Here is a 24,286-nt window from a genome sequence, read left to right as displayed (position 1 = left end):
TTTCTTCAATCTTACTTCGTGTTTTCTTTGTTATTCACTTGAACTGGATACAGCAAAATCAAAGGATTGGCTTTCACTTGACTCCAGAAACTCTTCAGCAGATTACGCATACTGCCCAAACGCGTACCGCGAGAGCGGAGCGCAACGGTCAAAGCTAAAGAAAAGCTGACCACCAAATTCACCATGCCGATTGCCAATACACTTGCCAAGCCAAGCATAAAAGTGAATATATCTGCATGACCGCTAATCGCGGCATAACCCAAATTTGCTGAAGAGAACGCCACATGGCGAATATCCAGCGGCAAACCGAAAAGATGGCCCAAATAGCCGGTCATCCCCAAAAGCATACCGAAAATAAAATTGCCCATAAGCGAGCCGTAATGCTTATGAATATAAGCGGCCAAACGGCGGCGCGGCTGCGGACGCATGATTTTTCGTAAAAACGGATTAAAAGGCAGGCGCTGACGCAAGTTCAGATAATCGGAACGGTTGTCGAAAAAGCCTGCAATAATCCCCGAGCAAAACAACCATACTCCGGCAATAGCAGCGTACCATAAGGTCGGCTGAGTAAAAATCTCAATAGATTTAAGTTGATAGGCTGTAACCGCCTCGTCCAATAAAGGCTGGCCATGCGTGTAGGCATAAGCCCAAGCAATCCCCGCTGCCAACAATACGGCAATCGATACATTGCCAAACACGGCAACACTTTGCGAACGGCACACGTCAATCAGCAGTTTTGCCAATTTGTTGTCCACCGCTTTGCTGCCTTCATTTGAGTCCACCTGTTCGGCAAAACTCGCCGCCGTCATGGCAGGCTGCTTGGTCGCAACGGTACAGTGCAGCATATGAATCAGCATAAAGCCTAAGCCGTAGTTAAGCCCGGCAAGGAATGAAGTAGTAAACTCACCGAATCCCAAAGACGCAATATGGATTTTATTCAATGCCATCAAAGCAATAATTACACCGCCACCTGCTGCAGAATAAAACATTTTGAAATATTCACTACGGTTGCGCGTAATGTAATGCTCACCATGATGGCTTTTGTTTTCCGTAATACTGCGTGCCAGCATTCGGATACTGCTTTTACGCAAGTGGCTGGTGCTGTATTGCTCCACCGCCGCATAAATCATCGCATTCATCAGATTGATGGTTAAGCGGGTGCGGCTGCCGGTTTCAATTTGAATATTGGTCAACAGTTTCAGACGGCTGATAGTTTGCTGCAAACGCTCCAGCAAGTGCGCCACTTTCACTGATGAGCCAGACCCTGCTCCTGTACCACGACGACGCAGATACTCAATTTGCTTGTCGCACTGGTCAAACATGACCTCCAAGTGCGCCGTGTCGTAAGTTTCTTCACTGTGGCGATAGTGTTCTACCAATTTTGCAATTTCACGTTGTAAGGCAACAAATGCCGAATCTGCCTCCAACAAACGGGGGGCAATCCGTATTAAATCCGGCTCAATCGCTTCGGAAGCAATCCAAATAGACAGCATTTCTACTGCACGCAAACGGGCATCTGCCAACTGTCGGCTGGCCGTCTGAAGCAAAGTAGGATCCGCCTTACCCTGCAACAACTCATACATACTCAACCATTGGCGCAAACTCAAAGTTTGCAACCATTTATCATCGTTTTTCGAATGAAAAAGATATAAAAATACTTCGCGCAGATTGGAAAAGTCTTTATAAGACGGGCTGAAACGTTCGTAAATCCGTATGCCCATCTCCCGAGTAAAACTATGGCGCGAGAAAATACCCAGCTTAATCAGCGCAGGATAGATGTGAACTTTGGACAGCCAGGCATAGAAGCGCAGGCTGAATTGACGGCATAAAGCATCGTCTTGTTTTAAAGTAGATAAAATCAAATCGAAACGTTCGGAAGCCTGTTTTTTGCCTCCTCTGCGCAAAAATTTGATTAATGCATTGAGAATAAGAACAAAGTCGGTATCATTTAAGCGCTCCGACAAAATAATGTGAAGATTTTGATTAGTCAGTTTTTGCATTGTAGTATTATTACACAAAATGAGATATTTAGCAAGAACCTCGGCAAACAGGTCAGATTATATCGCATTCTTTGTCAACCTATAGAACAAGATTTTCAATTAATATTCTCTAAAATTCAATGAATAATCAAATTACATAACAAATATATGATGTGAATCAATAACTAAGAAAGGCCGTCTGAATTCTTTCAGACGGCCTTTTACAACAACATACTACATTGTTTTAACCTTATTCAAACAAGAGCTTACCATCCTCTTCTTTAACATGGATTGTGCTATCAGGTGCATATTTACCTTCAAGTAATGCTTTTGCCAGCGTATTTTCGATTTCTGACTGGATGGCGCGTTTGAGCGGACGGGCACCATACACAGGATCAAAACCGGCTTCGGCAATCAGATCCAAGGCAGCATCATCGACTTTCAGATGCAGATGTTGTGCTTCCAAACGTTTCTCCAAACCTTTAAGCTGGATTTTCGCAATGCTGCGGATATTGGCCTGATCCAAACCATGGAACACGACTACTTCGTCAATACGGTTGATCATTTCAGGACGGAAATGTTCTTTCACATCCTCCATCACAACTTCTTTCACCGCTTCGTAGTCCTGAGTACCCATTTGTTGGATATGTTGGCTACCGATGTTGGAAGTCATGACGATAACAGTATTTTTAAAGTCCACAGTGCGGCCTTGTCCATCGGTCAGGCGACCGTCATCCAATACTTGCAACAGGATGTTGAACACGTCTGGATGGGCTTTTTCCACTTCATCCAAAAGAATCACACTGTATGGTTTGCGGCGGACTTGCTCAGTCAGGTAACCGCCTTCTTCGTAGCCGACATAGCCGGGAGGCGCGCCGATTAAGCGGGCAACAGCATGTTTTTCCATGTATTCGGACATATCGATACGAATCAAATGATCTTCGCTGTCGAACAGGAAACCTGCCAATGCCTTACACAATTCGGTCTTACCCACACCAGTCGGGCCTAAGAACAGGAAGCTGCCATAAGGTTTATTCGGATCGGCCAAACCGGAACGGCTGCGGCGGATAGCGTCGGACACAGCACGCACGGCTTCGTCTTGACCAACCACGCGGCGGTGCAATACTTCTTCCATCTTCAGCAGCTTATCGCGTTCACCTTCCATCATTTTGGACACAGGGATACCGGTCATACGGGAAACGATTTCGGCCACTTCGTCCGCACCAACTTCGGTACGGAAGAGTTTGTTTTGTTTTTTGCCGTCGGGGTTACTTTCCGCAGCTTGCAACTGTGCGCCCAATTTCGGCAACTCACCGTATTCGAGTTCGGATGCACGGGCAAAATCTCCTTGGCGTTTGGCCTGCTCGATTTTGACTTTGATGTCGTCCATCTGTTTTTTGATGTCGGCGGTGCTGGAAGAGGAGGCTTTTTCTGCTTTCCAAATTTCGTCCAAATCGGCGTATTCTTTTTGCAAGCCGTCGATTTCTTCGTCTATCAATTCCAGACGTTTCTTGCTGGCATCATCGCTTTCTTTGGCAACGTGCATTTTTTCCATTTTGAGCTGGATAATGCGACGGTCAAGTTTATCCATTTGCTCAGGTTTGCTGTCCAGTTCCATTTTGATGCGGCTGGCTGCTTCGTCGATCAAATCAATCGCTTTATCAGGCAGGAAGCGGTCTGTAATATAACGGTCGCTCAACTCTGCTGCCGCAACGATAGCAGGGTCGGTGATGTCGATGCCGTGGTGGATTTCATAACGCTCTTGTAAACCGCGCAAAATAGCGATGGTATCTTCCACGCTTGGCTCGCCAACCAATACTTTTTGGAAGCGGCGTTCGAGTGCAGCGTCTTTTTCGATGTATTGACGGTATTCATCCAAAGTAGTCGCACCGATACAGTGCAATTCGCCGCGCGCTAAAGCCGGTTTCAACATATTGCCCGCATCCATTGCGCCGTCGGTTTTACCTGCACCAACCAAAGTATGGATTTCGTCGATGAAAATCAGTGTATTGCCATCGTCTTTAGCCAAGTCGTTCAACACACCTTTCAAGCGTTCTTCAAATTCGCCGCGGTATTTCGCGCCGGCAATCAAAGCCGCCAAGTCCAGAACCAAAAGGCGTTTGTTACGCAGGGATTCAGGTACTTCGCCGTTGACGATACGTTGCGCCAAGCCTTCAACAATAGCGGTTTTACCCACACCCGGCTCACCAATCAGCACAGGGTTGTTTTTGGTACGGCGTTGCAATACTTGAATCGCACGACGAATCTCATCATCGCGGCCGATAACGGGGTCAAGTTTGCCGTCGCGGGCGCGCTGGGTCAGATCGAGCGTGTATTTTTTCAGAGCATCGCGTTGGTCTTCAGCATTCGCATCGTTCACGTTTTGTCCTCCTCGTACCGCATCAATCGCGGCATTGATATTTTGTTCGGTCGCACCGGCCTCTTTCAAAATTTTACCGGTCGCATCATTCTGCTGAACCAAAGCCAGCAAGAAAAGTTCGCTGGCGATATAGGCATCGCCGCGTTTGGTTGCAGCCTTGTCCATCAAGTTCAATACAGCTTGCAGCTCACGGCTAGGCATAATATCACCACCTTGTCCGGATACTTTTGGCAAGCTGCTCAAATGTTGCTGCAAACGTTGTTTTACTTGAGGCACATTCACACCTGCATGAGCCAGTAACGCAGCTGCACCACTGTTTTGATCGTCAAGCAACGCTTTTAAGATAAAGCCGGCTTCAAGGTAGCTGCTGTCCACAGCCAAAGCCAAACTTTGACCTTCTTGCAGAGCTTGCTGAAATTTAGCAGTCAATTTATCAAATCTCATTTTAAGTTCCTCTTCAAATATATTCTGTTAGAGCCTATATAAGCGCAAATGTGGATAACTCAATAGCTATTTACTCCATTAATCAAAATTTTTATTATCTTATTGTTTTATAAAGTTTTATTTTTATAATTTTATGTGTATAACTTTATTATCCAGTTACCCTTTACTCAAAAGTCCGTCTGAAAAATCAAGAATAATCAGGTATAATCGGCACCATATTTATTTTCAGACGGCCTTTGTGCCGAAGGATACTTTCATGAGCAAAAAACGAGTTTTAACAGGCGTTACCACAACAGGTATTCCACACTTGGGCAACTATGTCGGAGCCATCCGCCCGGCTATCCGCGCGGCACAAGATTCTAATACCGAATCATTCCTCTTTTTGGCCGACTATCACGGCATCATCAAATGTCATGAGCCGGAAATGATTCATCAATCTACTCAAGCTGTTGCCGCCACATGGCTCGCCTGCGGACTCAATCCGGAACAGACCACTTTCTACCGTCAAAGCGACATTCCCGAAGTGATGGAGTTGAACTGGATTCTGACCTGTATCACTGCAAAAGGCCTGATGAACCGCGCCCACGCTTATAAAGCCGCAGTGCAGGCAAATACCGAAAACGGTCAGGAAGATCCGGATCATGGTGTGGAAATGGGTCTGTACAGCTACCCTATCCTCATGACTGCCGACATCCTTATGTTCAATGCCCATGAAGTACCAGTCGGTCGCGACCAAATCCAACACGTTGAAATGGCACGTGATATTGCCGGTCGCTTTAACCACCGCTTCCAAGAACTCTTCACCCTGCCTGAAGTAAAAATCGACGAAAATGTCGAACTCTTAGTCGGCTTGGACGGACGCAAAATGTCCAAATCTTACGGCAACACCATTCCGCTTTGGGAAAACGACAAGAAGACCCAAAAATCGGTTAACAAAATCATCACCAATATGAAAGAACCCGGCGAGCCGAAACAGCCTGATGAAAGTCCTCTGTTTGAAATCTACAAAGCCTTCTCCACGCCGTCTGAAACTGCCGAGTTCACGCAAATGCTGGCCGAAGGCCTTGCTTGGGGTGAGGCTAAGAAACTCTTGGGTGCAAAAATCAATGCCGAACTCGCAGAACCCCGCGAGCGTTACAATGAGTTGACAACCAACCCCTCTCAAATTGAAGACATTTTGCAGGCCGGCGCACAAAAAGCGCGTAAAGAAGCACGCGAATTGTTGGATAAAGTACGCGATGCAGTAGGTATTCGTCCGTTGAAATAATAATAGTAAGGCCGTCTGAATATTTCAGACGGCCATAATATCGTTTATCATTTGAAATATAATCGTTTTCTAGGGTTTCTCATATGAAAAAAACCTTTCCCCTTATCTTGCTCAGCCTGTCTTTGGCTGCCTGCGGCGGTAAATCTGAAGATACTGTAGCCAATGATGCTGCTTCAGGCAAAGCACCCAAGCCTACCTTCAAAGTTAAATATATCGATGAACAAGCCATAGCCGGTTTGGATTTAGGTACAGCTCAAGAAGGCGAAACCAAAGAAGGTAAAAAACAACGTACCTACCCGATTAACGGCATAGAGGGTGGTGTCATCAATCTGATTGGCAAGCACCCTACCGACTTAGAAGTCATCAGCGGCCAATGCATGGAAAAAAATGAAAAAGGCGGTTCAGCCGGCTGGTCAGCCAACGGAGTTTGCCACACAGTCTTTGCAAAAATGGTGGACAATATCGCCCAAGACGGCAGCAAACTGACCGACTATCTGATTTCACACGCTGCTTTGCAACCTTATACCGAAGGCAAAAGCGGCTATGCCGCCGTACAAAACGGCCGCTATATTTTAGAAATTGACAGCGAAGGCATGTTCTATTTCCGCCGCCGTCATTACTAAAATCCAGACTATCCTATTTTCCCCCTGACACAAGGACTGAATCATGGCTCAAGTTACTTTCCAAGGCTCTCCTATTTCTACAAACGGCAATTTGCCCGCTACCGGCCAAGTTGCACCTGATTTCACATTGGTAGCGGCAGACCTATCTGAGAAATCATTGGCTGACTTTGCAGGTAAACGCAAAGTGCTGAATATTTTCCCTAGTATTGACACCGGCGTATGCGCCCAGTCCGTCCGCACTTTCAACAAACGTGCCTCGTCTTTGGACAATACCGCAGTCTTGTGCATTTCTGCCGATTTACCGTTTGCACAAGCCCGTTTCTGCGGTGCAGAAGGTTTGGAAAATGTAGTGACACTTTCTACATTCCGCAGCAGCTTTTCTAACGATTACGGTGTTACACTGACAGAAAGCCCATTACGCGGACTGACTGCTCGCGCAGTGGTGGTTTTGAATGAGCAAAACCGAGTTCTCCACGCTGAGTTGGTTTCTGAAATTGCGAACGAGCCTGACTACGAAGCAGCTTTGGCTGTTTTGTAATCAACCAAATAAAATCAGGCCGTCTGAAAATTTTCAGACGGCCTGAGACCTTTGCAAAATTCCTTTTTCCCCGACAGCCGAAACCTAAACAAAGATTTTCGGCTGTTTTTGTTTCAAATATCCACTGATTCTACCCAAATACCCCCTTAATCCCTCTTGGATACCTGATTAATCAGGCATCCAACCACCTTTTAGGCAGCAACAGGCGCACTTAGCCTGAGACCTTTAGATTATCCTCAAAATAAAAACGGTAGCTTAAAAGCTACCGTTTTCTGTTTCAAACCTTATACAGATTTATCTGTTTTGTCTGCTTCTACTGACTCAGTATTCTGAACCTCATTTTGCTCAACAGGTTCAGCTGCTTCAGCAACAGACGCTTCAGGCTCTTCTACTTTGTCATCGCGGACATTGTGGCTGTAATCTTTAGGTGGGCTAGGCTGTTTACCGGCCATAATTTCCAAAACTTGGTCTCGATCGATGGTTTCCCAATCCATCAGTGCTTTGCACATGGTTTCCATCTTATCGCGATTTTCATCCAAGATTTTGTAAGCCACTTGGTATTGCTCATCTAAAATACGGCGGATTTCCGCATCGATATCTTGTTGGGTTTTCTCGGAAATATTTTGAGAACGGGTTACGCTGCGACCCAAGAATACTTCACCTTCGTTCTCAGCATAAACCATCACACCCATTTTATCGCTCATACCATAACGCGTTACCATCTCGCGTGCCATTTGAGTTGCACGCTCAAAGTCGTTAGATGCGCCGGTAGAAATACGGCCAATAAAAATATCTTCAGCAATACGGCCACCAAACAAGATTGAGAGCTGGCTCAGCATTTGGTCTTTGTACATACTGATGCGGTCACGCTCAGGCAGTTGCCAAGTCAAACCCAATGCACGGCCACGAGGCATGATGGTTACTTTGTGAACCGGATCGGTAAACGGCAGGCTTTCCGCTACGATTGCATGGCCGGCCTCATGATAGGCTGTCGCACGTTTTTCATCTTCGTGCATTACCATGCTGCGACGTTCCGGACCCATGTAGATTTTGTCTTTCGCATCTTCAAAATCGCTTTGATCGACTTTAACTTTATTGCGACGGCCGGCAAACAAAGCTGCTTCATTGACCAAGTTTGCCAAATCCGCACCTGAAAAACCAGGTGTACCGCGTGCTAAAGAAGTCAAATCTACGGATGCATCCAAAGGTACTTTTTTAGCGTGTACTTTCAAGATTTGTTCACGGCCACGGATATCAGGCAGTGGAACAACGACTTGACGGTCAAAACGGCCCGGACGCTGCAACGCAGGGTCAAGTACATCAGGACGGTTGGTTGCTGCGATCACAATAACGGTTTGATTGCTTTCAAAACCATCCATTTCAACCAACAATTGGTTCAATGTTTGCTCACGCTCATCATTGCCACCGCCCAAACCGGCACCACGCTGACGGCCAACCGCATCAATTTCATCGATAAAGATGATGCATGGCGCGTTTTTCTTGGCCTGCTCGAACATATCGCGGACACGACTCGCACCGACACCGACAAACATTTCTACGAAGTCAGAACCTGAGATACTGAAGAATGGCACCCCTGCCTCACCGGCAATTGCTTTGGCCAGCAATGTTTTACCCGTACCGGGGCTGCCTGCCAACAAAATACCGCGCGGCACACGACCGCCTAAGCTTTGATAACGATTGGGGGCTTTTAAATAATCTACGATTTCTTGTACTTCTTCTTTTGCCTCATCACAACCGGCAACATCGGCAAAAGTCACTTTATTGGAATCTTTATCCAACAAACGCGCACGGCTTTTACCAAAAGAGAAGGCGCCACCTTTACCGCCACCGCCGCTTTGCATGCGCATGAAGTAGAACCATGCACCAATCAACAACAAAACCGGCAGCAGGCTGTAAAACAGACTGGCCAGCATGCTTGGTTTTTCTTCCGGAGTTACTTTGACGCGTACTTTGTTGTCCAACAGTGTTTTAACCAAGTTGTCATCCAAAGGCGCATTGGTATAAAAGGCAGTTTTATCGGTGCGCTCACCTTTAATCAGATAGCCGCTGACAACAGATCCTTCGATATTGACATTGGATACTTCGCCACTATTAACTTGCTGAATAAATTGAGAATATTCGATTTGCTGTTTATCTTCCTGCTTATCGCTGAGTGCATTGAATGCTGCTAAAAGCATAGCACCACCCACTACCCAGACTAATATGTTTTTAATGGTATTCCCCACTGAACAGGCTCCATGGTTACAAAATAAATAAAATCAAGGGAAAGAATTTTAAAGCACCCACCCTACATTGTCAGCGTTTATTTTTGCCTAATAGGTAAATCTCACTGGAACGATTGCGGGAAGCATCCGGCTTTCGAGTTTGTACACTGGCAAAAATTTCGCGCATTGCCGCCGTATATTCCTGATAGCCCGCGCCTTGAAACACCTTCACCAAAAAACTGCCTCCGGATTTCAAATGCTGCGAGGCAAAATCCAAAGCCAGTTCACACAGATAAAAACTGCGTGCCTGGTCTGTTACGGCATTGCCTGACATATTGGGTGCCATATCACAGATTACAAGGTCTAGCGGACGATTATCCAATAAGGCTTCAAACTGCTCCAAAACAGCATCTTCCCTAAAGTCTCCCTGAATAAACGACACACCATCAATCGCATCCATCGGCAAAATATCCAAAGCAAAGACAGCCCCAGTTTTACCGACCAGCTTGGCTGCCACCTGCGACCAACTACCCGGTGCACTACCCAAATCCGCCAAGACAGTACCCGGCTTGATTAATTTATCTTTCTGATTGATTTCTAATAATTTATAAGCCGCTCTGGCACGATATCCGTCCTTTTGTGCCATATGGACATAATGATCGTTGACGTGCTCATGCAGCCATGCTTTCGAAGATTTTGAGCGTACAGCCATCTTGGTTTGAAATGCTTAAGTTAAAAACCAGTATTGTACGTTATTTCCCCCGTAAATGTTCTAAATCGCGTACAATATAGCCATTATTCTTTTTAATTGGATACTTATCAAAATGAGCGATAACAAACTAAGCACTAAAGAAATTTTGGCCTTGAAAGCCCAAGCACACCACCTCCATCCTGTTGTTATGGTTGGCCAACAAGGTTTGACTGACTCCGTCATTAAAGAAACCGACGCCGCATTGACAGCGCACGAATTGATTAAAGTCCGTGTTTTTGGCGATGACCGTGCAGAACGTATTGAAATTTGTAATACCCTGTGTGAAACACTGGGTGCTCAACTGGTGCAACATATTGGCAAATTACTTGTTTTGTGGCGTAAAAAACCGGACGATAAATAATTTAAAGTGAATAAACAGCAGAAGTATTTTCTCAACCCATTTTATCACATGCCTTTGTTGTATTTATGCAGCATAAAACAAATTATTCCATTATTCTAAGTATAAAAATACAAATACGGTTGCCTGTTTTTGTAAATAACCTCAAAATTACAAAATCATAACGGCCGCACCCTGTCGGCCGATTATTTTATTCTTAATCCTTCACAAAATATAAAAGCAAACCGATGAATGCTCAACAATATGAAGAATCTTTTCTGCTAGCAGAAAAATTAATCACTCAAGACCCACCTGACTTTGCACGAGCCATCCCATTGCTCTGCGAAGCAGCAGAAGCCGGGCATGTTGAGGCTGCATTTCAGCTGGCAGGATGCCTGATCGAACACCACGAAAATGCACAAGATTTAGCAATTGCAGTTGAATATTTAAAGCAAGCTGCAAGAGCTGGTCATCCATACGCCCGCTATAATCTTCTCCAATTACAAGAAAATAATGGAATAGAAGTAGAAAAGCTCATCGCAGCCTATCAAGAGCTTGCCGAAGAAGGATTGGCTCCTGCCCAACTGCGCCTGATGCGTTTATATGCAGACAATGGCAATGACCAAGAAGCAGTCAAATGGGCACTGAAAGCTGCCGAACAACAAAATCCTCAGGCACAATACTTCTTAGCCCAGCATTACCAATATTCCAGCTCTCCTGATTTGGAATATTCCCATAAACTTTATCAGCAATCCGCTGCACAGGGATTTATTGCGGCACACTGGCAACTCGGCCTTCAATACAAATTGGGGCAAGGTGTTGCACAAAACCCTGAAAAAGCAATCGAACATTTGCGTATTGCCGCCGATTACGACATTGTTCCAGCGCAAACTTCTCTTGCAGAACTCTTAGTCGTATCAAATCCTGCTGAAGCATTGGAATGGTTTGAAAAAGCTGCCGAACAAGGTGACAGCAATGCGCATGTAGCACTTGCCGAAATCTATCTTCTGGGTAAAAACACTGAACGAGACCCTCAAAAGGCCTATCAGCACGCTAAATTTGCTGCGGATCAAAATGATCCGGAAGGTTTGCGCCTTTTAGGTGATATCCATCGCTACGGATTAGGACGAGCAGTTGATGCAGACACCTCCCGTCAATATTATCAACGATCGGCTGATTTAGGTAATCTTGTCGCTTACCAAAAACTTCTGTCTGACAGCGCATTGAATAACCAGCAAAACTATGAGCTAACCAAAGAAATCGCCCTCCAACGTCAAGAAGCCGAGCGTCTGTACAAGCTGGCATTTGCAGCGCACTATGGCTTAAAACGCAAACAGAATTACGCTGAAGCACTGGAGTTATACCATCAGTCCGCAGAACGTGGACACAGTAAATCCCAAACCAATCTAGGTATGATGTATTACTGCGGACAAGGTGTACCTGTCGACTACGCTCAAGCTGCAAAATGGTTTGAAGCAGCGGCCAAACAAAGAGACACGATGGCTCAATATAATCTTGCCTGCCTGTATTATCACGGCATGGGTGTAAAAAAAGACATCAACAATGCTTGCTTCTGGTTGCAAGAAGCCATCCAACATGGACATGAACAGCAAGACGTTCTCAAAGAGCTTTTGACTCAATGGAAGCAATTCGCTCAAAAAGGCTCTACTGATAATTAGAGGCCGTCTGAAATTCTAACTTCCTACATAAATGACATGTCAGCGCTAAAGTAGCCTGTACATGTCATTTTTTTCATTTACCCTTCCTCAACAATCGCCATCTTCAAATCCCATTTCTCCTTAATCTCTTTAAGAGTCTTCAGACGGCCTATTCTCTTTGTAAAAAACCAGATAATCTAAATTTAATTTTCTATTTGCAACAAAATTTGAAAAATATTTTTCGTATCCGAATCCATTTACTCAAATATCTGATACTTTTTTACTGTATCCACTCAATATCCCGATTTAAAAACAAGCTCCATAACTCTTTAAAAAAATCTTAATTTCAACTTCTAAATCCTATCAATATCTACAGCACAATTTGCCAGTTCGCCCAATTACTGATAGCATTTGCAGGTTAGCTGGTTTGTAAAAAGTTCAATTCTTTCTGATTTTTCATCAACGGTTATAACGTATTGAAAATATTTCAGTAATTAAAACTTTTTTCGAATTTGACTCTAGGAATTTTCGTTTTAAACTCACATTTGTTGATAAACGAAAATATCGGAGTAATACTCCGTCATTGAAAAACACTCAACACAAGGATAGATATTATGTCCACCCAATTACACGATGTTGACCCAATTGAAACCAAAGAATGGTTAGACGCGTTAAGCTCTGTTTTAGAATATGAAGGTAGCGAACGCGCCCAATACCTGCTGGAAAGTTTGGTCAAATACAGCCGTGACAAAGGCATCCGTATGCCTCACGGCACCACTACTCCATACTTGAACACCGTTTCCGTTGAAGACGAAAAAGGCATCCCTGGCGACCAAAACATCGAACACCGCATCCGTGCATTCGTTCGTTGGAACGCTGCCGCTATCGTTTTGCGCGCAGGTAAAAAAGATTTGGAATTGGGTGGACATATTGCATCTTTCCAATCAGCCGCCACTATGTACGAAGTCGGCTTCAACCACTTCTGGAAAGCTAAAGGCGAAGGCGAAGAAGGCGATTTGGTATTCTTCCAAGGCCACGTTGCCCCTGGCATCTACGCACGCGCTTTCGTTGAAGGCCGTCTGACTGAAGACCAATTGAACAACTTCCGTCAAGAAGTTGACGGCAAAGGTCTGCCTTCTTACCCTCACCCTCACCTGTTGCCTGACTTCTGGCAATTCCCAACCGTATCTATGGGTCTTGGCCCATTGATGGCAATTTACCAAGCACGCTTCCTGAAATACTTGGAATCTCGCGGTCTGGCTAAAACCAAAGGCCGTAAAGTATGGGTATTCTGTGGCGACGGTGAAATGGATGAACCTGAAAGCCAAGGTGCTATTGCTCTGGCTTCACGCGAAGGCTTGGACAACTTGGTATTCGTCATCAACTGTAACCTGCAACGTTTGGACGGCCCGGTACGCGGTAACGGCAAAATCATTCAAGAGCTGGAAGGCAACTTTGCCGGCGCCGGCTGGAATGTTGTGAAAGTCGTCTGGGGTCGTCGTTGGGACCGCCTCTTGGCAAAAGACAAAGATGGCATCCTGCGCAAACGTATGGAAGAGTGCTTGGACGGTGACTACCAAACTTACAAATCCAAAGACGGCGCATACGTTCGCGAACACTTCTTCAATACGCCTGAACTGAAAGCATTGGTCGCCGATATGACTGATGACGAAATTTGGGCATTGAACCGCGGTGGTCATGACCCTCAAAAAGTGTACAACGCTTACGACCGCGCTGCGAACCACGCCAACGGCAAACCTACTGTAATCTTGGCAAAAACCATTAAAGGTTACGGTATGGGTGCATCCGGCGAAGGTCAAAACGTTGCCCACCAAGCCAAAAAAATGGACAAAGCGTCTCTGAAACAATTCCGTGACCGCTTTGACATTCCTGTAACTGACGAGCAAATCGACAGTGGCGACCTGCCTTACCTGACTTTTGCTCCTGACAGTGAAGAATACAAATACCTGCATGCACGCCGTGAAGCTTTGGGTGGCTACCTGCCTCAACGCAACCCAACCCAAGAAGTTCTGGAAGTGCCTGAACTGTCTGCATTTGATGCTCAACTGAAATCCAGCGGTGACCGTGAATTCTCCACCACCATGGCTTTCGTTCGCATCCTGTCTACTTTGCTAAAAGACAAAAAAATTGGCAAACGCGTGGTGCCTATCGTTCCAGATGAAAGCCGTACGTTCGGTATGGAAGGCATGTTCCGTCAATACGGTATTTGGAACCCTAAAGGCCAACAATACACTCCTCAAGATAAAGACCAACTGATGTTCTATAAAGAGTCTGTTGACGGTCAAATCTTGCAAGAAGGTATTAACGAACCAGGTGCTATGGCTGACTGGATTGCTGCTGCGACCAGCTACGCAAACAACGACTTTGCCATGATTCCTTTCTACATCTACTACTCTATGTTCGGTTTCCAACGCGTTGGCGACTTGACATGGGCAGCAGGCGATATGCATGCACGCGGCTTCCTGTTGGGTGGTACTGCCGGCCGTACAACACTGAATGGCGAAGGTTTGCAACACGAAGACGGCCACAGCCATGTTCAAGCAGATTTGATTCCAAACTGCGTTTCTTACGATCCGACATTCCAATACGAAGTAGCCGTTATCGTACACGATGGCTTGCGCCGCATGTATGTTAACCACGAAGACGTGTTCTACTACATCACCCTGATGAATGAAAACTACACCCATCCGGACATGCCTGAAGGCGTAGAACAAGACATCCTGAAAGGTATGTACTTGCTGAAAGCCGGCGGCAAAGGCAACAAAAAAGTCCAATTGATGGGTTCCGGTACCATCCTGCAAGAAGTCATTGCCGGTGCCGAATTGTTGAAAGCCGACTTCGGCGTGGAAGCAGACATCTGGTCTTGCCCATCTTTCAACCTGTTGCATCGCGACGCTATCGAAGCAGAACGTTTCAACCGCCTGAATCCTTTGGAAACTGCAAAAGTACCGTTTGTTACTTCTCAACTGCAAGGTCATGACGGCCCAGTAATTGCCGCTACCGACTATATCCGCAGCTATGCTGACCGCATCCGTGCCTACATCCCTAACGACTACCACGTCTTGGGTACCGATGGCTTCGGTCGTTCCGACAGCCGTGCCAACCTGCGCAGCTTCTTCGAAGTTGACCGCTACAACGTTGCCGTTGCTGCATTGAGCGCTCTGGCCGAACAGGGCAAAGTCAGCAAAGAAACCGTTCAACAAGCTATTGAAAAATATGGTATCAAAGCCGATGCAGCTCCTAGCTGGAAACGCTAATTGATGTTTCAGACGGCCTGTTTGCTTCATGCCAACATTAGGCCGTCTGAAAACCAAATGTTTGAATGGTTTGAACAGACGAACTGTACCGATGCCGTGTGAAACAGTTTTCAGACGGCATCAAACTGAAAATATTAAAGGAACTCAAATGAGTATCGTAGAAATCAAAGTCCCTGATATCGGCGGTCATGAAAACGTCGACATCATCGCTGTAGAAGTTAAAGCAGGCGACACCATTGCCGTTGACGACACCCTGATTACTTTAGAAACCGACAAAGCCACTATGGACGTACCTGCCGATGCAGCAGGTGTAGTAAAAGAAGTGAAAGTTAAAGTCGGTGATAAAATTTCCGAAGGCGGCGTTATTCTGACCGTTGAAACCGATGCTACCGCTGCCGATGCAGCTCCGGCTCCTGCAGCTGCCGCTCCTGCCGCAGCCCCTGCAGGCGGGGCAACTGTAAAAGTTGTTGTACCGGATATTGGCGGTCATACAGATGTAGACATTATTGCCGTTGAAATTAAAGTTGGCGACACTGTTGCCGTTGACGACACGCTGATTACTCTGGAAACCGACAAAGCCACCATGGACGTACCATGTACAGAAGCCGGTGTGGTTAAAGCCGTATTTGTAAAAGTTGGCGACAAAGTATCTGAAGGTTCTGCCATTATCGAAGTAGAAACCGCCGGTTCCGCCGCAGCTGCTCCTGCCGCTCAAGCTGCCTCACCTGCACCAGCCGCTGCTCCGGCTCCTGCTGCTCCCACACCAGCCGCTGCGCCTGCTCCGGCTGCACCTGCAGCTGCCAAAATTGACGAAGCTGCATTTGCCAAAGCCCATGCAGGTCCTTCCGCACGTAAACTGGCGCGTGAATTGGGCGTAGATTTGGGTCAAGTCAAAGGTACCGGTCTGAAAGGCCGTATCATGGGCGAAGACGTTAAAGCCTTCGTTAAATCCGTTATGCAAAGCGGTGCTGGCAAACCTGCAGCTGCCTCTTTGGGCGGCGGTCTGGACTTGTTGCCATGGCCTAAAGTTGACTTCTCTAAATTCGGCAGCGTCGAAGTTAAAGAGTTGTCTCGCATTAAGAAAATTTCCGGTCAAAACCTTTCTCGCAACTGGGTTGTGATTCCTCACGTTACCGTACACGAAGAAGCGGACATGACCGAATTGGAAGAATTCCGCAAACAGCTGAACAAAGAATGGGAACGCGAAGGCGTGAAACTGTCCCCATTGGCGTTCATCATCAAAGCCTCTGTTGCTGCGCTGAAAGCCTTCCCTGAATTCAATGCCTCTTTGGATGGCGACAACTTGGTACTGAAAAACTACTTCAACATCGGTTTTGCAGCAGACACGCCAAACGGCTTGGTTGTTCCAGTAATCAAAGACGTGGATCAAAAAGGCTTGAAACAAATCAGCCAAGAGCTGACCGAATTGTCTAAAAAAGCTCGCGAAGGCAAGCTCAAACCACAAGAAATGCAAGGCGCATGCTTTACTATTTCCAGCTTGGGCGGTATCGGCGGCACAGGCTTCACGCCGATCGTGAATGCTCCTGAAGTTGCCATCTTGGGCGTGTGCAAATCCCAAATCAAACCGGTTTGGGACGGCAAAGAGTTCGCTCCTCGTCTGATGTGCCCATTGAGCCTGTCCTTCGACCACCGCGTCATCGACGGTGCCGCCGGTATGCGCTTTACTGTATTCCTGGCTAACCTGTTGAAAGACTTCCGCCGCATTACTCTGTAATCCGAGCATTTTCAGACGGCCTTTTTACTCAGGCCGTCTGAAAAAAGAAGTCCGAACATCATTCAGAAAGATTAGACATGAGCTTAGTTGAATTAAAAGTGCCCGACATTGGCGGTCACGAAAACGTAGATATTATTGCGGTTGAAGTAAATGTAGGCGACACCATTGCTGTGGACGATACCCTGATTACTTTGGAAACCGATAAAGCCACTATGGACGTACCTGCCGAAGTTGCAGGTGTCGTTAAAGAAGTTAAAGTTAAAGTCGGCGATAAAATCTCCGAAGGCGGCTTGATTGCAGTCGTTGAAGCCGAAGGTGCGGCTGCCGCTCCTAAAGCCGAAGCACCAGCTGCTCCTGCACAAGAAGCCCCTAAAGCTGCTGCTCCAGCTCCTCAAGCTGCACAATTTGGCGGTTCTGCCGATGCCGAATACGACGTAGTCGTATTGGGTGGCGGCCCTGGCGGTTATTCTGCTGCATTTGCCGCTGCTGACGAAGGCTTGAAAGTTGCCATCGTTGAACGTTACAAAACTTTGGGCGGTGTTTGCTTGAACGTCGGCTGTATCCCTTCCAAAGCCCTGTTGCACAATGCTGCCGTTATCGACGAAGTGCGCCACTTGGCTGCCAACGGCATCAAATACCCTGAGCCTGAACTCGACATCGACATGCTGCGCGGCTACAAAGACGGCGTGGTTTCCCGCCTGACTACCGGTTTGGCAGGTATGGCTAAAGGCCGCAAAGTAGACATTATCCAAGGTGACGGTCAATTCTTAGATCCGCACCACTTGGAAGTTTCTCTGACGACCAGCGAAGTGTACGAACAAGCTACACCTACCGGCGAGAAAAAAATCGTTGCCTTCAAAAACTGTATCATTGCAGCAGGCAGCCGCGTAACCAAACTGCCTTTCATCCCTGAAGATCCACGCATCATCGATTCCAGCGGCGCTTTGGCTCTGAAAGAAGTACCGGGCAAACTGCTGATTATCGGCGGCGGTATCATCGGTCTCGAAATGGGTACGGTTTACAGCACGCTGGGTTCTCGCCTGGATGTTGTTGAAATGATGGACGGCCTGATGCAAGGCGCAGACCGCGACTTGGTTAAAGTATGGCAAAAACAAAACGAATACCGTTTTGACAACATCATGATTAATACCAAAACTGTTGCTGTCGAGCCTAAAGAAGACGGCGTTTACGTTACCTTCGAAGGTGCAAATGCACCTAAAGAACCACAACGTTACGATGCCGTATTGGTTGCCGCCGGTCGTGCGCCTAACGGCAAACTCATTAGCGCCGAAAAAGCAGGCGTTGCGGTAACTGACCGCGGCTTCATCGAAGTGGACAAACAAATGCGCACCAACGTGCCGCACATCTACGCTATCGGCGACATCGTCGGTCAACCGATGTTGGCACACAAAGCCGTTCACGAAGGCCATGTTGCCGCTGAAAACTGTGCCGGCCACAAAGCCTACTTCGACGCACGCGTTATTCCGGGCGTTGCCTACACTTCTCCTGAAGTAGCATGGGTTGGCGAAACCGAATTGTCTGCCAAAGCTTCCGGCCGCAAAATTACCAAAGCCAACTTCCCATGGGCTGCTTCCGGCCGTGCGATTGCCAACGGTTGCGACAATGGTTTCACCAAGCTGATTTTTGATGCTGAAACCGGCCGTATCATCGGCGGCGGTATCGTTGGTCCTAATGGCGGCGATATGATCGGCGAAGTCTGCTTGGCCATCGAAATGGGCTGTGATGCAGCCGATATCGGTAAAACCATCCACCCACACCCAACCCTGGGCGAATCCATCGGTATGGCTGCGGAAGTGGCATTGGGCGTATGTACCGACCTGCCTGCTCAGAAAAAGAAATAAGTTCACTCAAATAAGATTTGAACGAACTTGATGGAACAAAGGCCGTCTGAATGTTTCAGACGGCCTTTTCTCAAATAAGGAGAATTAATATGAAAAAAATCGAAGCCATTATCAAACCTTTCAAACTCGACGATGTGCGCGAAGTCTTGACCGAAATCGGCATTACCGGCATGACCGTCAGCGAAGTCAAAGGTTTCGGCCGCCAAAAAGGCCATACGGAAATTTATCGCGGCGCGGAATACGCAGTCGATTTTCTGCCTAAAGTGAAAATCGAATTGGTATTGGCTGACGATAAAGTCGATCAGGCTGTAGATGCCATTTTAGAAACCGTGCATTCTGGCAAAATCGGTGACGGTAAAATCTTCATTTATCCGGTTGAAGAGGCTATCCGTATCCGTACCGGTGAACGCTCGGAAGCAGCGCTTTAATAGAAATCGCAAAATACAGAATACAAATGCCGTCTGAAAAAATAAGTCGTAGCGTGGTTTGCTCAGGACTTATTTTTCAAACGGCATTAATTGAATACCCCCCATTTTCTAAAGTCTATCCAAGTAAACCTATTATCGAAAACCTCACGCCATCAAGTATGGAGGAATTCAAGGCAATGCTTCACCTGACCTTCGTGAACAACTTTACCGTATCAAATAACTCTTTCCAAAGCAGGGCTAACCCCAATCCCATACTTGCAAAACCTCAATGCCCTCCTTTTAAAATCAAATTCCTCGTATTTGTTTCCTATTCTTATTGTTGTCTAACTTTTCAGACGACCCCTTTCTTTATCCAAACTCCGTTATAATGACGGCTTTAAAATTAATTTATCCAAAGACAGTCTTATCATGAAACACATCTACATTATCGGTATCGGCGGCACATTTATGGGCGGCGTAGCGGCTATTGCCAAAGAAGCAGGTTTTAAAGTCAGCGGTTGCGACGCAAAGATGTATCCGCCGATGAGTACCCAGCTTGAAGCCTTGGGCATAGACGTACACGAAGGTTTTGATGCCGCTCAATTGGACAAATTTAAAGCCGATATTTACGTTATCGGTAATGTTGCCAAACGCGGCATGGATGTGATTGAAGCCATTTTGAACAAAGGCCTGCCTTATACTTCCGGCCCGCAATGGCTGGCTGAAAACGTATTGCACCAGCACTGGGTACTCGGCGTAGCCGGAACACACGGCAAAACGACCACAGCCTCCATGCTGGCCTGGGTCTTAGAATATGCCGGACTCGCGCCGGGCTTCCTGATTGGCGGTGTACCGGAAAACTTCAGCGTTTCCGCCCGCCTGCCGCAAACGCCGCGCCAAGACCCTAATTCAAAATCCCCATTCTTCGTTATCGAAGCCGACGAATACGATACCGCCTTTTTTGACAAACGCTCCAAATTCGTACACTACCGTCCACGTACCGCCATTTTGAACAATCTGGAATTCGACCACGCTGACATTTTTGCCGACTTAGGCGCGATACAGACCCAGTTCCACCACCTCGTGCGCACCGTGCCGTCTGAAGGCCTCATCGTCTGCAACGGCCAGCAGCAAAGCCTGCAAGATACTTTGGACAAAGGCTGCTGGACGCCCGTAGAAAAATTCGGTACCGAACAAGGCTGGCAGGTTGGTACCGTCCATGCCGACGGCTCGTTTGACGTACGCCATCACGGCGAAACGGTCGGACACGTCGCTTGGGAACTGATGGGCGAACACAACCGCATGAACGCCCTCGCCGTCATCGCTGCCGCACGTCATGCCGGAGTCGATATTCAGACGGCCTGCGAAGCTTTGAGTGCATTTAAAAACGTCAAACGCCGTATGGAAATCAAAGGCACGGTAAACGGCATTACTGTTTACGACGACTTCGCCCACCATCCGACCGCCATCGAAACCACCATTGAAGGCCTGCGCCAACGTGTCGGTGATGCCCGCATCCTCGCCGTCCTCGAGCCGCGCTCCAACACCATGAAACTCGGCACCATGAAAGCCGCCCTGCCCGCAAGCCTCAAAGGTGCCGACCAAGTGTTCTGCTATGCCGGTGGCGTGGACTGGAACGTTGCCGAAGCCCTCGCGCCTTTAGGCAGCAAGCTGCACGTCGGCAAAGACTTCGATGCCTTTGTTGCCGAAATCGTGAAAAATGCCGAAGCAGGCGACCATATTTTGGTCATGAGCAACGGCGGTTTCGGCGGAATACACGGAAAGCTGTTGGAAGCGTTGAAATAAGCCTTCTCCAATAACCAAGGCCGTCTGAAAAGTTTTCAGACGGCCTTTTATCATGTGCCAATTTAAAATTTATATTTACGAAAAACGTTTTAGTAATACCCAAATAGCACCCATCCATTATTAGCCTATACATACCTGCTCAAGACCATTTTTCCATTATGGATTGCCAATCTTCCCCAAAATCTGATAATAATGCAGACAACATCTAAGCCGTACATATATCATGAAACACAAAACTACCTTTAAGCCCATAGTTCTCAGTATTGCGCTTTCCATCCTTCTGATTACAACAGCGGTATTTTTTGCCCGTCATCACAACTCTATCCCAAGTATTAATACCAATTTCCTACAACAGAAGATTACCGAACCCGAAGGACCATCACCGCAAATCGTACAATCTGCGCGAAACCAAATTGGCAAAACCCTTCGTTACGACCCTGCTTATACCAAGCTCAAATATCCAATGGGCGATGTACCGATGGAAAAAGGCGTTTGCACAGACGTCATTATCCGAGCCTTACGTGACCAAAATATAGATTTGCAAGAGCTTGTTCATCAAGATATGAGTCGGAATTTTTCCGTTTATCCGAAACGCTGGGGATTAAAACAGCCGGACACTAATATCGATCACCGCCGCGTCCCTAACCTAATGACTTATTTCATGCGCCAAGGCTGGGCCGTTCAAGATACAAACTATCAAGCTGGCGATATTGTAACTTGGGAACTGAAAGGCAACCGTCCCCATATCGGTATCGTCTCCGATCGAAAAATCGGAGACAGGCCCCTGATTATCCATAATATCGGTTCAGGAACCCGTGAAGACGATATTCTCTACCGCTACACCATCACTGGACATTTCAGGCTTCCCGTTCAATAAATCCTGGTGCTAAGCTCTAAATACCTAGTTTTGCATCTGAAAAGCCATAGAGCAATAAAAAAGGCCGTCTGAAACCATTTCAGACGGCCTTTTACTTTTACCTAACCCTCTTTATTTAACCGCAACCGCCGCATTTACCGCAGCCGCTGCTGCAGTCGCGTTTTTTCGGTTTGAATACGAATTTTCGCAAGAGGAAGAATACGCAGGCGAGCATAATCAAGCCGACGATAATATATTGAGTCATGACGATAGTATCCTTGAAGAAATTTGGTAAACCACGAATGCGGCAAAATAAGCCATCAGGAACAAATAGCCTGTAATCATAAGCATATTTTTCGTGGATTTGGTTTCGCGTCTAATCACGGTCAAAGTCGCGGCACACATCGGAGCATACACATACCAAGCCAAGAAGGCAAAGGCAGTAGGCAGGCCCCAGTTGTTGTGTATGATAGGAATCAGTGCGTTTTGTACTGCATCTTCAGACGATGCGCTGACGGCGTAAACAGTACCTAATGCGGCAACGACCACTTCGCGCGCGGCAATACCCGGAATCATGGCGATACACATTTCCCAAGTAAAGCCTAAAGGTGCAAAAAACGGCTGAATAGCATGACCAAGCGTACCTGCCAAGCTGTAATCGATGGCGGCACCGGTTGCGCCTTCAGGCGGTTGCGGCCAGCTTACCAAGCCCCACAGAACCACGGCCAACGCAAAAATGATGGTACCCGCGCGTTTCAGGAAGGCTTTTACCCTATCCCACAAGCTGGTCATGATGTGTTTGAAGTTAGGCGTACGGAAAGTCGGCAATTCCATCAAAAGCGGGAATTGTTGCACATTGCCTTTCATCCGCGCCAAGCGTTTCATGATATACGCTGCCAATGCGGCCGACAGAATGCCTACGATATAAAGAATAAACAATGTCAGGCCTTGCAGGTTGAAAATCCCACCCACTGTACGGTCAGGAATAACAGCGGCGATAATCAGCGCATACACCGGCAAACGTGCGGAACAAGTCAGCAACGGCGCAACCGCGATGGTAACAAGGCGTTCGCGCGGGTCGTTAATGGTTCGCGCCGACATCACGGCAGGAACGGCACAGGCAAAGCTGGACAAAAGGGGAATAAACGAACGGCCGGACAAACCGCTTTTTGCCATGATGTTATCCAACAGGAAGGCTGCACGCGGCAGATAGCCCGAGTCTTCCAAAAGCAGGATAAAGGCAAACAAAATCGTAATCTGCGGCAGGAACACCAACACGCTACCCAAACCGGCAATGACGCCGTTGACGAGCAAGTCGCTGAGGATGCCCGGCTCCATGTTGGCGCCTATCCATTCGCCCAGCGCGGTAAAGCCGCCTTCGATGGCGTCCATAATCGGCGCCGCCCATGTGTAAACCGCTTGGAACACCATAAACAGGATGACCAGCAGCATAATCATGCCCCAGACGGGGTGCAGCACGATGTCGTCGAGTTTTTTGTGCCATGCGGGCAGCGTCATCTGGGTGCGTACCACTTGTGCCAAAATCGATTCGACTTCTTGATAAAGTTTGTCGCTATCCAGCGCATCGAGCGTGCGTTCGGCAGAGGTGGGGTTTGCGGGGAAAGAGCGTTTGCGCGGCAGCTTCGCCACGGCTTCGCGTACAGCCTGTACGCCCGACGCGCTCACTGCAACTGTTTCCAAAACAGGTGCATCCAACAACTCGCTCAGTTTGGCCGCGTCGATATTCAAGCCCCTTTTGCGGGCCACGTCGCTCAAATTCAGCGACACCACCATAGGCAGTCCCAGCGTTTTCAGTTCCAAAATCATGCGCAGGGTCATACGCAGGTTGGTCGCGTCGGCAACGGCAATAATGGCATCGGGCGGAATGCCCATCTTGCCTACCATTACATCTTTCGCCACCGCTTCGTCTGGGCTGGTCGTGCGTAGGCTGTATGTGCCCGGCAGGTCGATAATGCGGACGGCCTCGTCGTCGAGGAAGGCGCCCTCGCGCTTATCGACAGTTACGCCCGGATAATTGGCAACCTTGGCATGTGAGCCGGTCAAACCGTTGAACAAAACGGTTTTGCCGCAGTTTGGCGCGCCAATCAAGGCAAAATAGCTTAGTTCCATCATTTTTCCT

At 47.4% G+C, this 24,286-nt stretch carries 17 protein-coding genes; 11 read left to right on the top strand and 6 right to left on the bottom strand.

The window, feature by feature from the left end; translation table 11 throughout:
* Window positions 1-11 precede the first annotated feature (11 nt).
* Window positions 12-2,000 carry a site-specific recombinase gene (locus ACTHTS_RS05145; protein WP_440369403.1) on the bottom strand — a complete coding sequence of 663 codons (1,989 nt, stop codon included), beginning with the start codon at window positions 1,998-2,000 and terminating at the stop codon, window positions 12-14.
* A 229-nt stretch (window positions 2,001-2,229) separates the two neighbouring features.
* Window positions 2,230-4,803: an ATP-dependent chaperone ClpB gene (gene clpB, locus ACTHTS_RS05140; protein ID WP_440369402.1), complete on the bottom strand. Its 2,574-nt coding sequence runs from the start codon at window positions 4,801-4,803 to the stop codon at window positions 2,230-2,232.
* A 256-nt stretch (window positions 4,804-5,059) separates the two neighbouring features.
* Between clpB and trpS the strand changes: the two genes are divergently transcribed.
* The 3 genes from trpS to tpx all read left to right on the top strand — a co-directional run bounded on the left by trpS (window position 5,060) and on the right by tpx (window position 7,231).
* Entirely contained in the window at window positions 5,060-6,070 is a 1,011-nt protein-coding gene (gene trpS / locus ACTHTS_RS05135; protein ID WP_440369401.1) for a tryptophan--tRNA ligase, read from the top strand.
* An 83-nt stretch (window positions 6,071-6,153) separates the two neighbouring features.
* The gene (locus ACTHTS_RS05130; RefSeq protein WP_440369400.1) at window positions 6,154-6,693 is read left to right on the top strand and encodes a hypothetical protein; all 540 of its coding nucleotides are present in this window, start codon (window positions 6,154-6,156) and stop codon (window positions 6,691-6,693) included.
* Window positions 6,694-6,736: 43 nt separating this feature from the next.
* On the top strand, window positions 6,737-7,231 hold the full coding sequence (gene tpx, locus ACTHTS_RS05125; protein ID WP_440369399.1) for a thiol peroxidase: 495 nt from the start codon (window positions 6,737-6,739) through the stop codon (window positions 7,229-7,231).
* 284 nt (window positions 7,232-7,515) lie between these two features.
* On the opposite strand, the gene ftsH is transcribed toward tpx, so the two are convergent.
* Together ftsH and ACTHTS_RS05115 are read right to left on the bottom strand one after the other, a co-directional pair.
* Complete coding sequence (gene ftsH / locus ACTHTS_RS05120) at window positions 7,516-9,477, bottom strand: ATP-dependent zinc metalloprotease FtsH (protein WP_440369398.1); 1,962 nt, start codon at window positions 9,475-9,477, stop codon at window positions 7,516-7,518.
* A 70-nt stretch (window positions 9,478-9,547) separates the two neighbouring features.
* Window positions 9,548-10,168, bottom strand: a complete 621-nt coding sequence (locus ACTHTS_RS05115; protein WP_440369397.1) for an RlmE family RNA methyltransferase — start codon at window positions 10,166-10,168, stop codon at window positions 9,548-9,550.
* 112 nt (window positions 10,169-10,280) lie between these two features.
* Between ACTHTS_RS05115 and yhbY the strand changes: the two genes are divergently transcribed.
* The 8 genes from yhbY to ACTHTS_RS05075 all read left to right on the top strand — a co-directional run bounded on the left by yhbY (window position 10,281) and on the right by ACTHTS_RS05075 (window position 22,167).
* A complete protein-coding gene (gene yhbY, locus ACTHTS_RS05110; RefSeq protein WP_440369396.1) occupies window positions 10,281-10,568 on the top strand; it encodes a ribosome assembly RNA-binding protein YhbY in 288 nt (95 codons plus the stop codon).
* 224 nt (window positions 10,569-10,792) lie between these two features.
* Entirely contained in the window at window positions 10,793-12,223 is a 1,431-nt protein-coding gene (locus ACTHTS_RS05105; protein WP_440369395.1) for a tetratricopeptide repeat protein, read from the top strand.
* Window positions 12,224-12,816: 593 nt separating this feature from the next.
* Window positions 12,817-15,480 (top strand): pyruvate dehydrogenase (acetyl-transferring), homodimeric type, encoded by a 2,664-nt coding sequence (aceE, locus tag ACTHTS_RS05100; protein ID WP_440369394.1) that lies wholly within the window; start codon window positions 12,817-12,819, stop codon window positions 15,478-15,480.
* A 148-nt stretch (window positions 15,481-15,628) separates the two neighbouring features.
* The gene (gene aceF, locus ACTHTS_RS05095) at window positions 15,629-17,215 is read left to right on the top strand and encodes a dihydrolipoyllysine-residue acetyltransferase (RefSeq protein ID WP_440369393.1); all 1,587 of its coding nucleotides are present in this window, start codon (window positions 15,629-15,631) and stop codon (window positions 17,213-17,215) included.
* 77 nt (window positions 17,216-17,292) lie between these two features.
* Window positions 17,293-19,077, top strand: a complete 1,785-nt coding sequence (lpdA, locus tag ACTHTS_RS05090) for a dihydrolipoyl dehydrogenase (protein WP_107769380.1) — start codon at window positions 17,293-17,295, stop codon at window positions 19,075-19,077.
* Window positions 19,078-19,166: 89 nt separating this feature from the next.
* Window positions 19,167-19,505: a P-II family nitrogen regulator gene (locus ACTHTS_RS05085; protein ID WP_440369392.1), complete on the top strand. Its 339-nt coding sequence runs from the start codon at window positions 19,167-19,169 to the stop codon at window positions 19,503-19,505.
* Window positions 19,506-19,913: 408 nt separating this feature from the next.
* A complete protein-coding gene (gene mpl / locus ACTHTS_RS05080; protein WP_440369391.1) occupies window positions 19,914-21,290 on the top strand; it encodes a UDP-N-acetylmuramate:L-alanyl-gamma-D-glutamyl-meso-diaminopimelate ligase in 1,377 nt (458 codons plus the stop codon).
* A gap of 223 nt (window positions 21,291-21,513) precedes the next feature.
* Window positions 21,514-22,167: a DUF1287 domain-containing protein gene (locus ACTHTS_RS05075; RefSeq protein ID WP_440369390.1), complete on the top strand. Its 654-nt coding sequence runs from the start codon at window positions 21,514-21,516 to the stop codon at window positions 22,165-22,167.
* 115 nt (window positions 22,168-22,282) lie between these two features.
* On the opposite strand, the gene ACTHTS_RS05070 is transcribed toward ACTHTS_RS05075, so the two are convergent.
* Window positions 22,283-22,411: a FeoB-associated Cys-rich membrane protein gene (locus ACTHTS_RS05070; RefSeq protein WP_003683546.1), complete on the bottom strand. Its 129-nt coding sequence runs from the start codon at window positions 22,409-22,411 to the stop codon at window positions 22,283-22,285.
* On the bottom strand, window positions 22,408-24,276 hold the full coding sequence (feoB, locus tag ACTHTS_RS05065; protein ID WP_440369389.1) for a ferrous iron transporter B: 1,869 nt from the start codon (window positions 24,274-24,276) through the stop codon (window positions 22,408-22,410). The genes ACTHTS_RS05070 and feoB overlap by 4 nt, the downstream gene beginning before the upstream one ends.
* Between the last annotated feature and the right edge of the window lie 10 nt (window positions 24,277-24,286).

It is taken from the genome of Neisseria sp. P0019.S003 (genome assembly GCF_051957115.1).
GTDB classification, from domain to species: domain Bacteria; phylum Pseudomonadota; class Gammaproteobacteria; order Burkholderiales; family Neisseriaceae; genus Neisseria; species Neisseria flavescens_D.
This window is presented reverse-complemented; position numbering and strand designations above follow the sequence as displayed.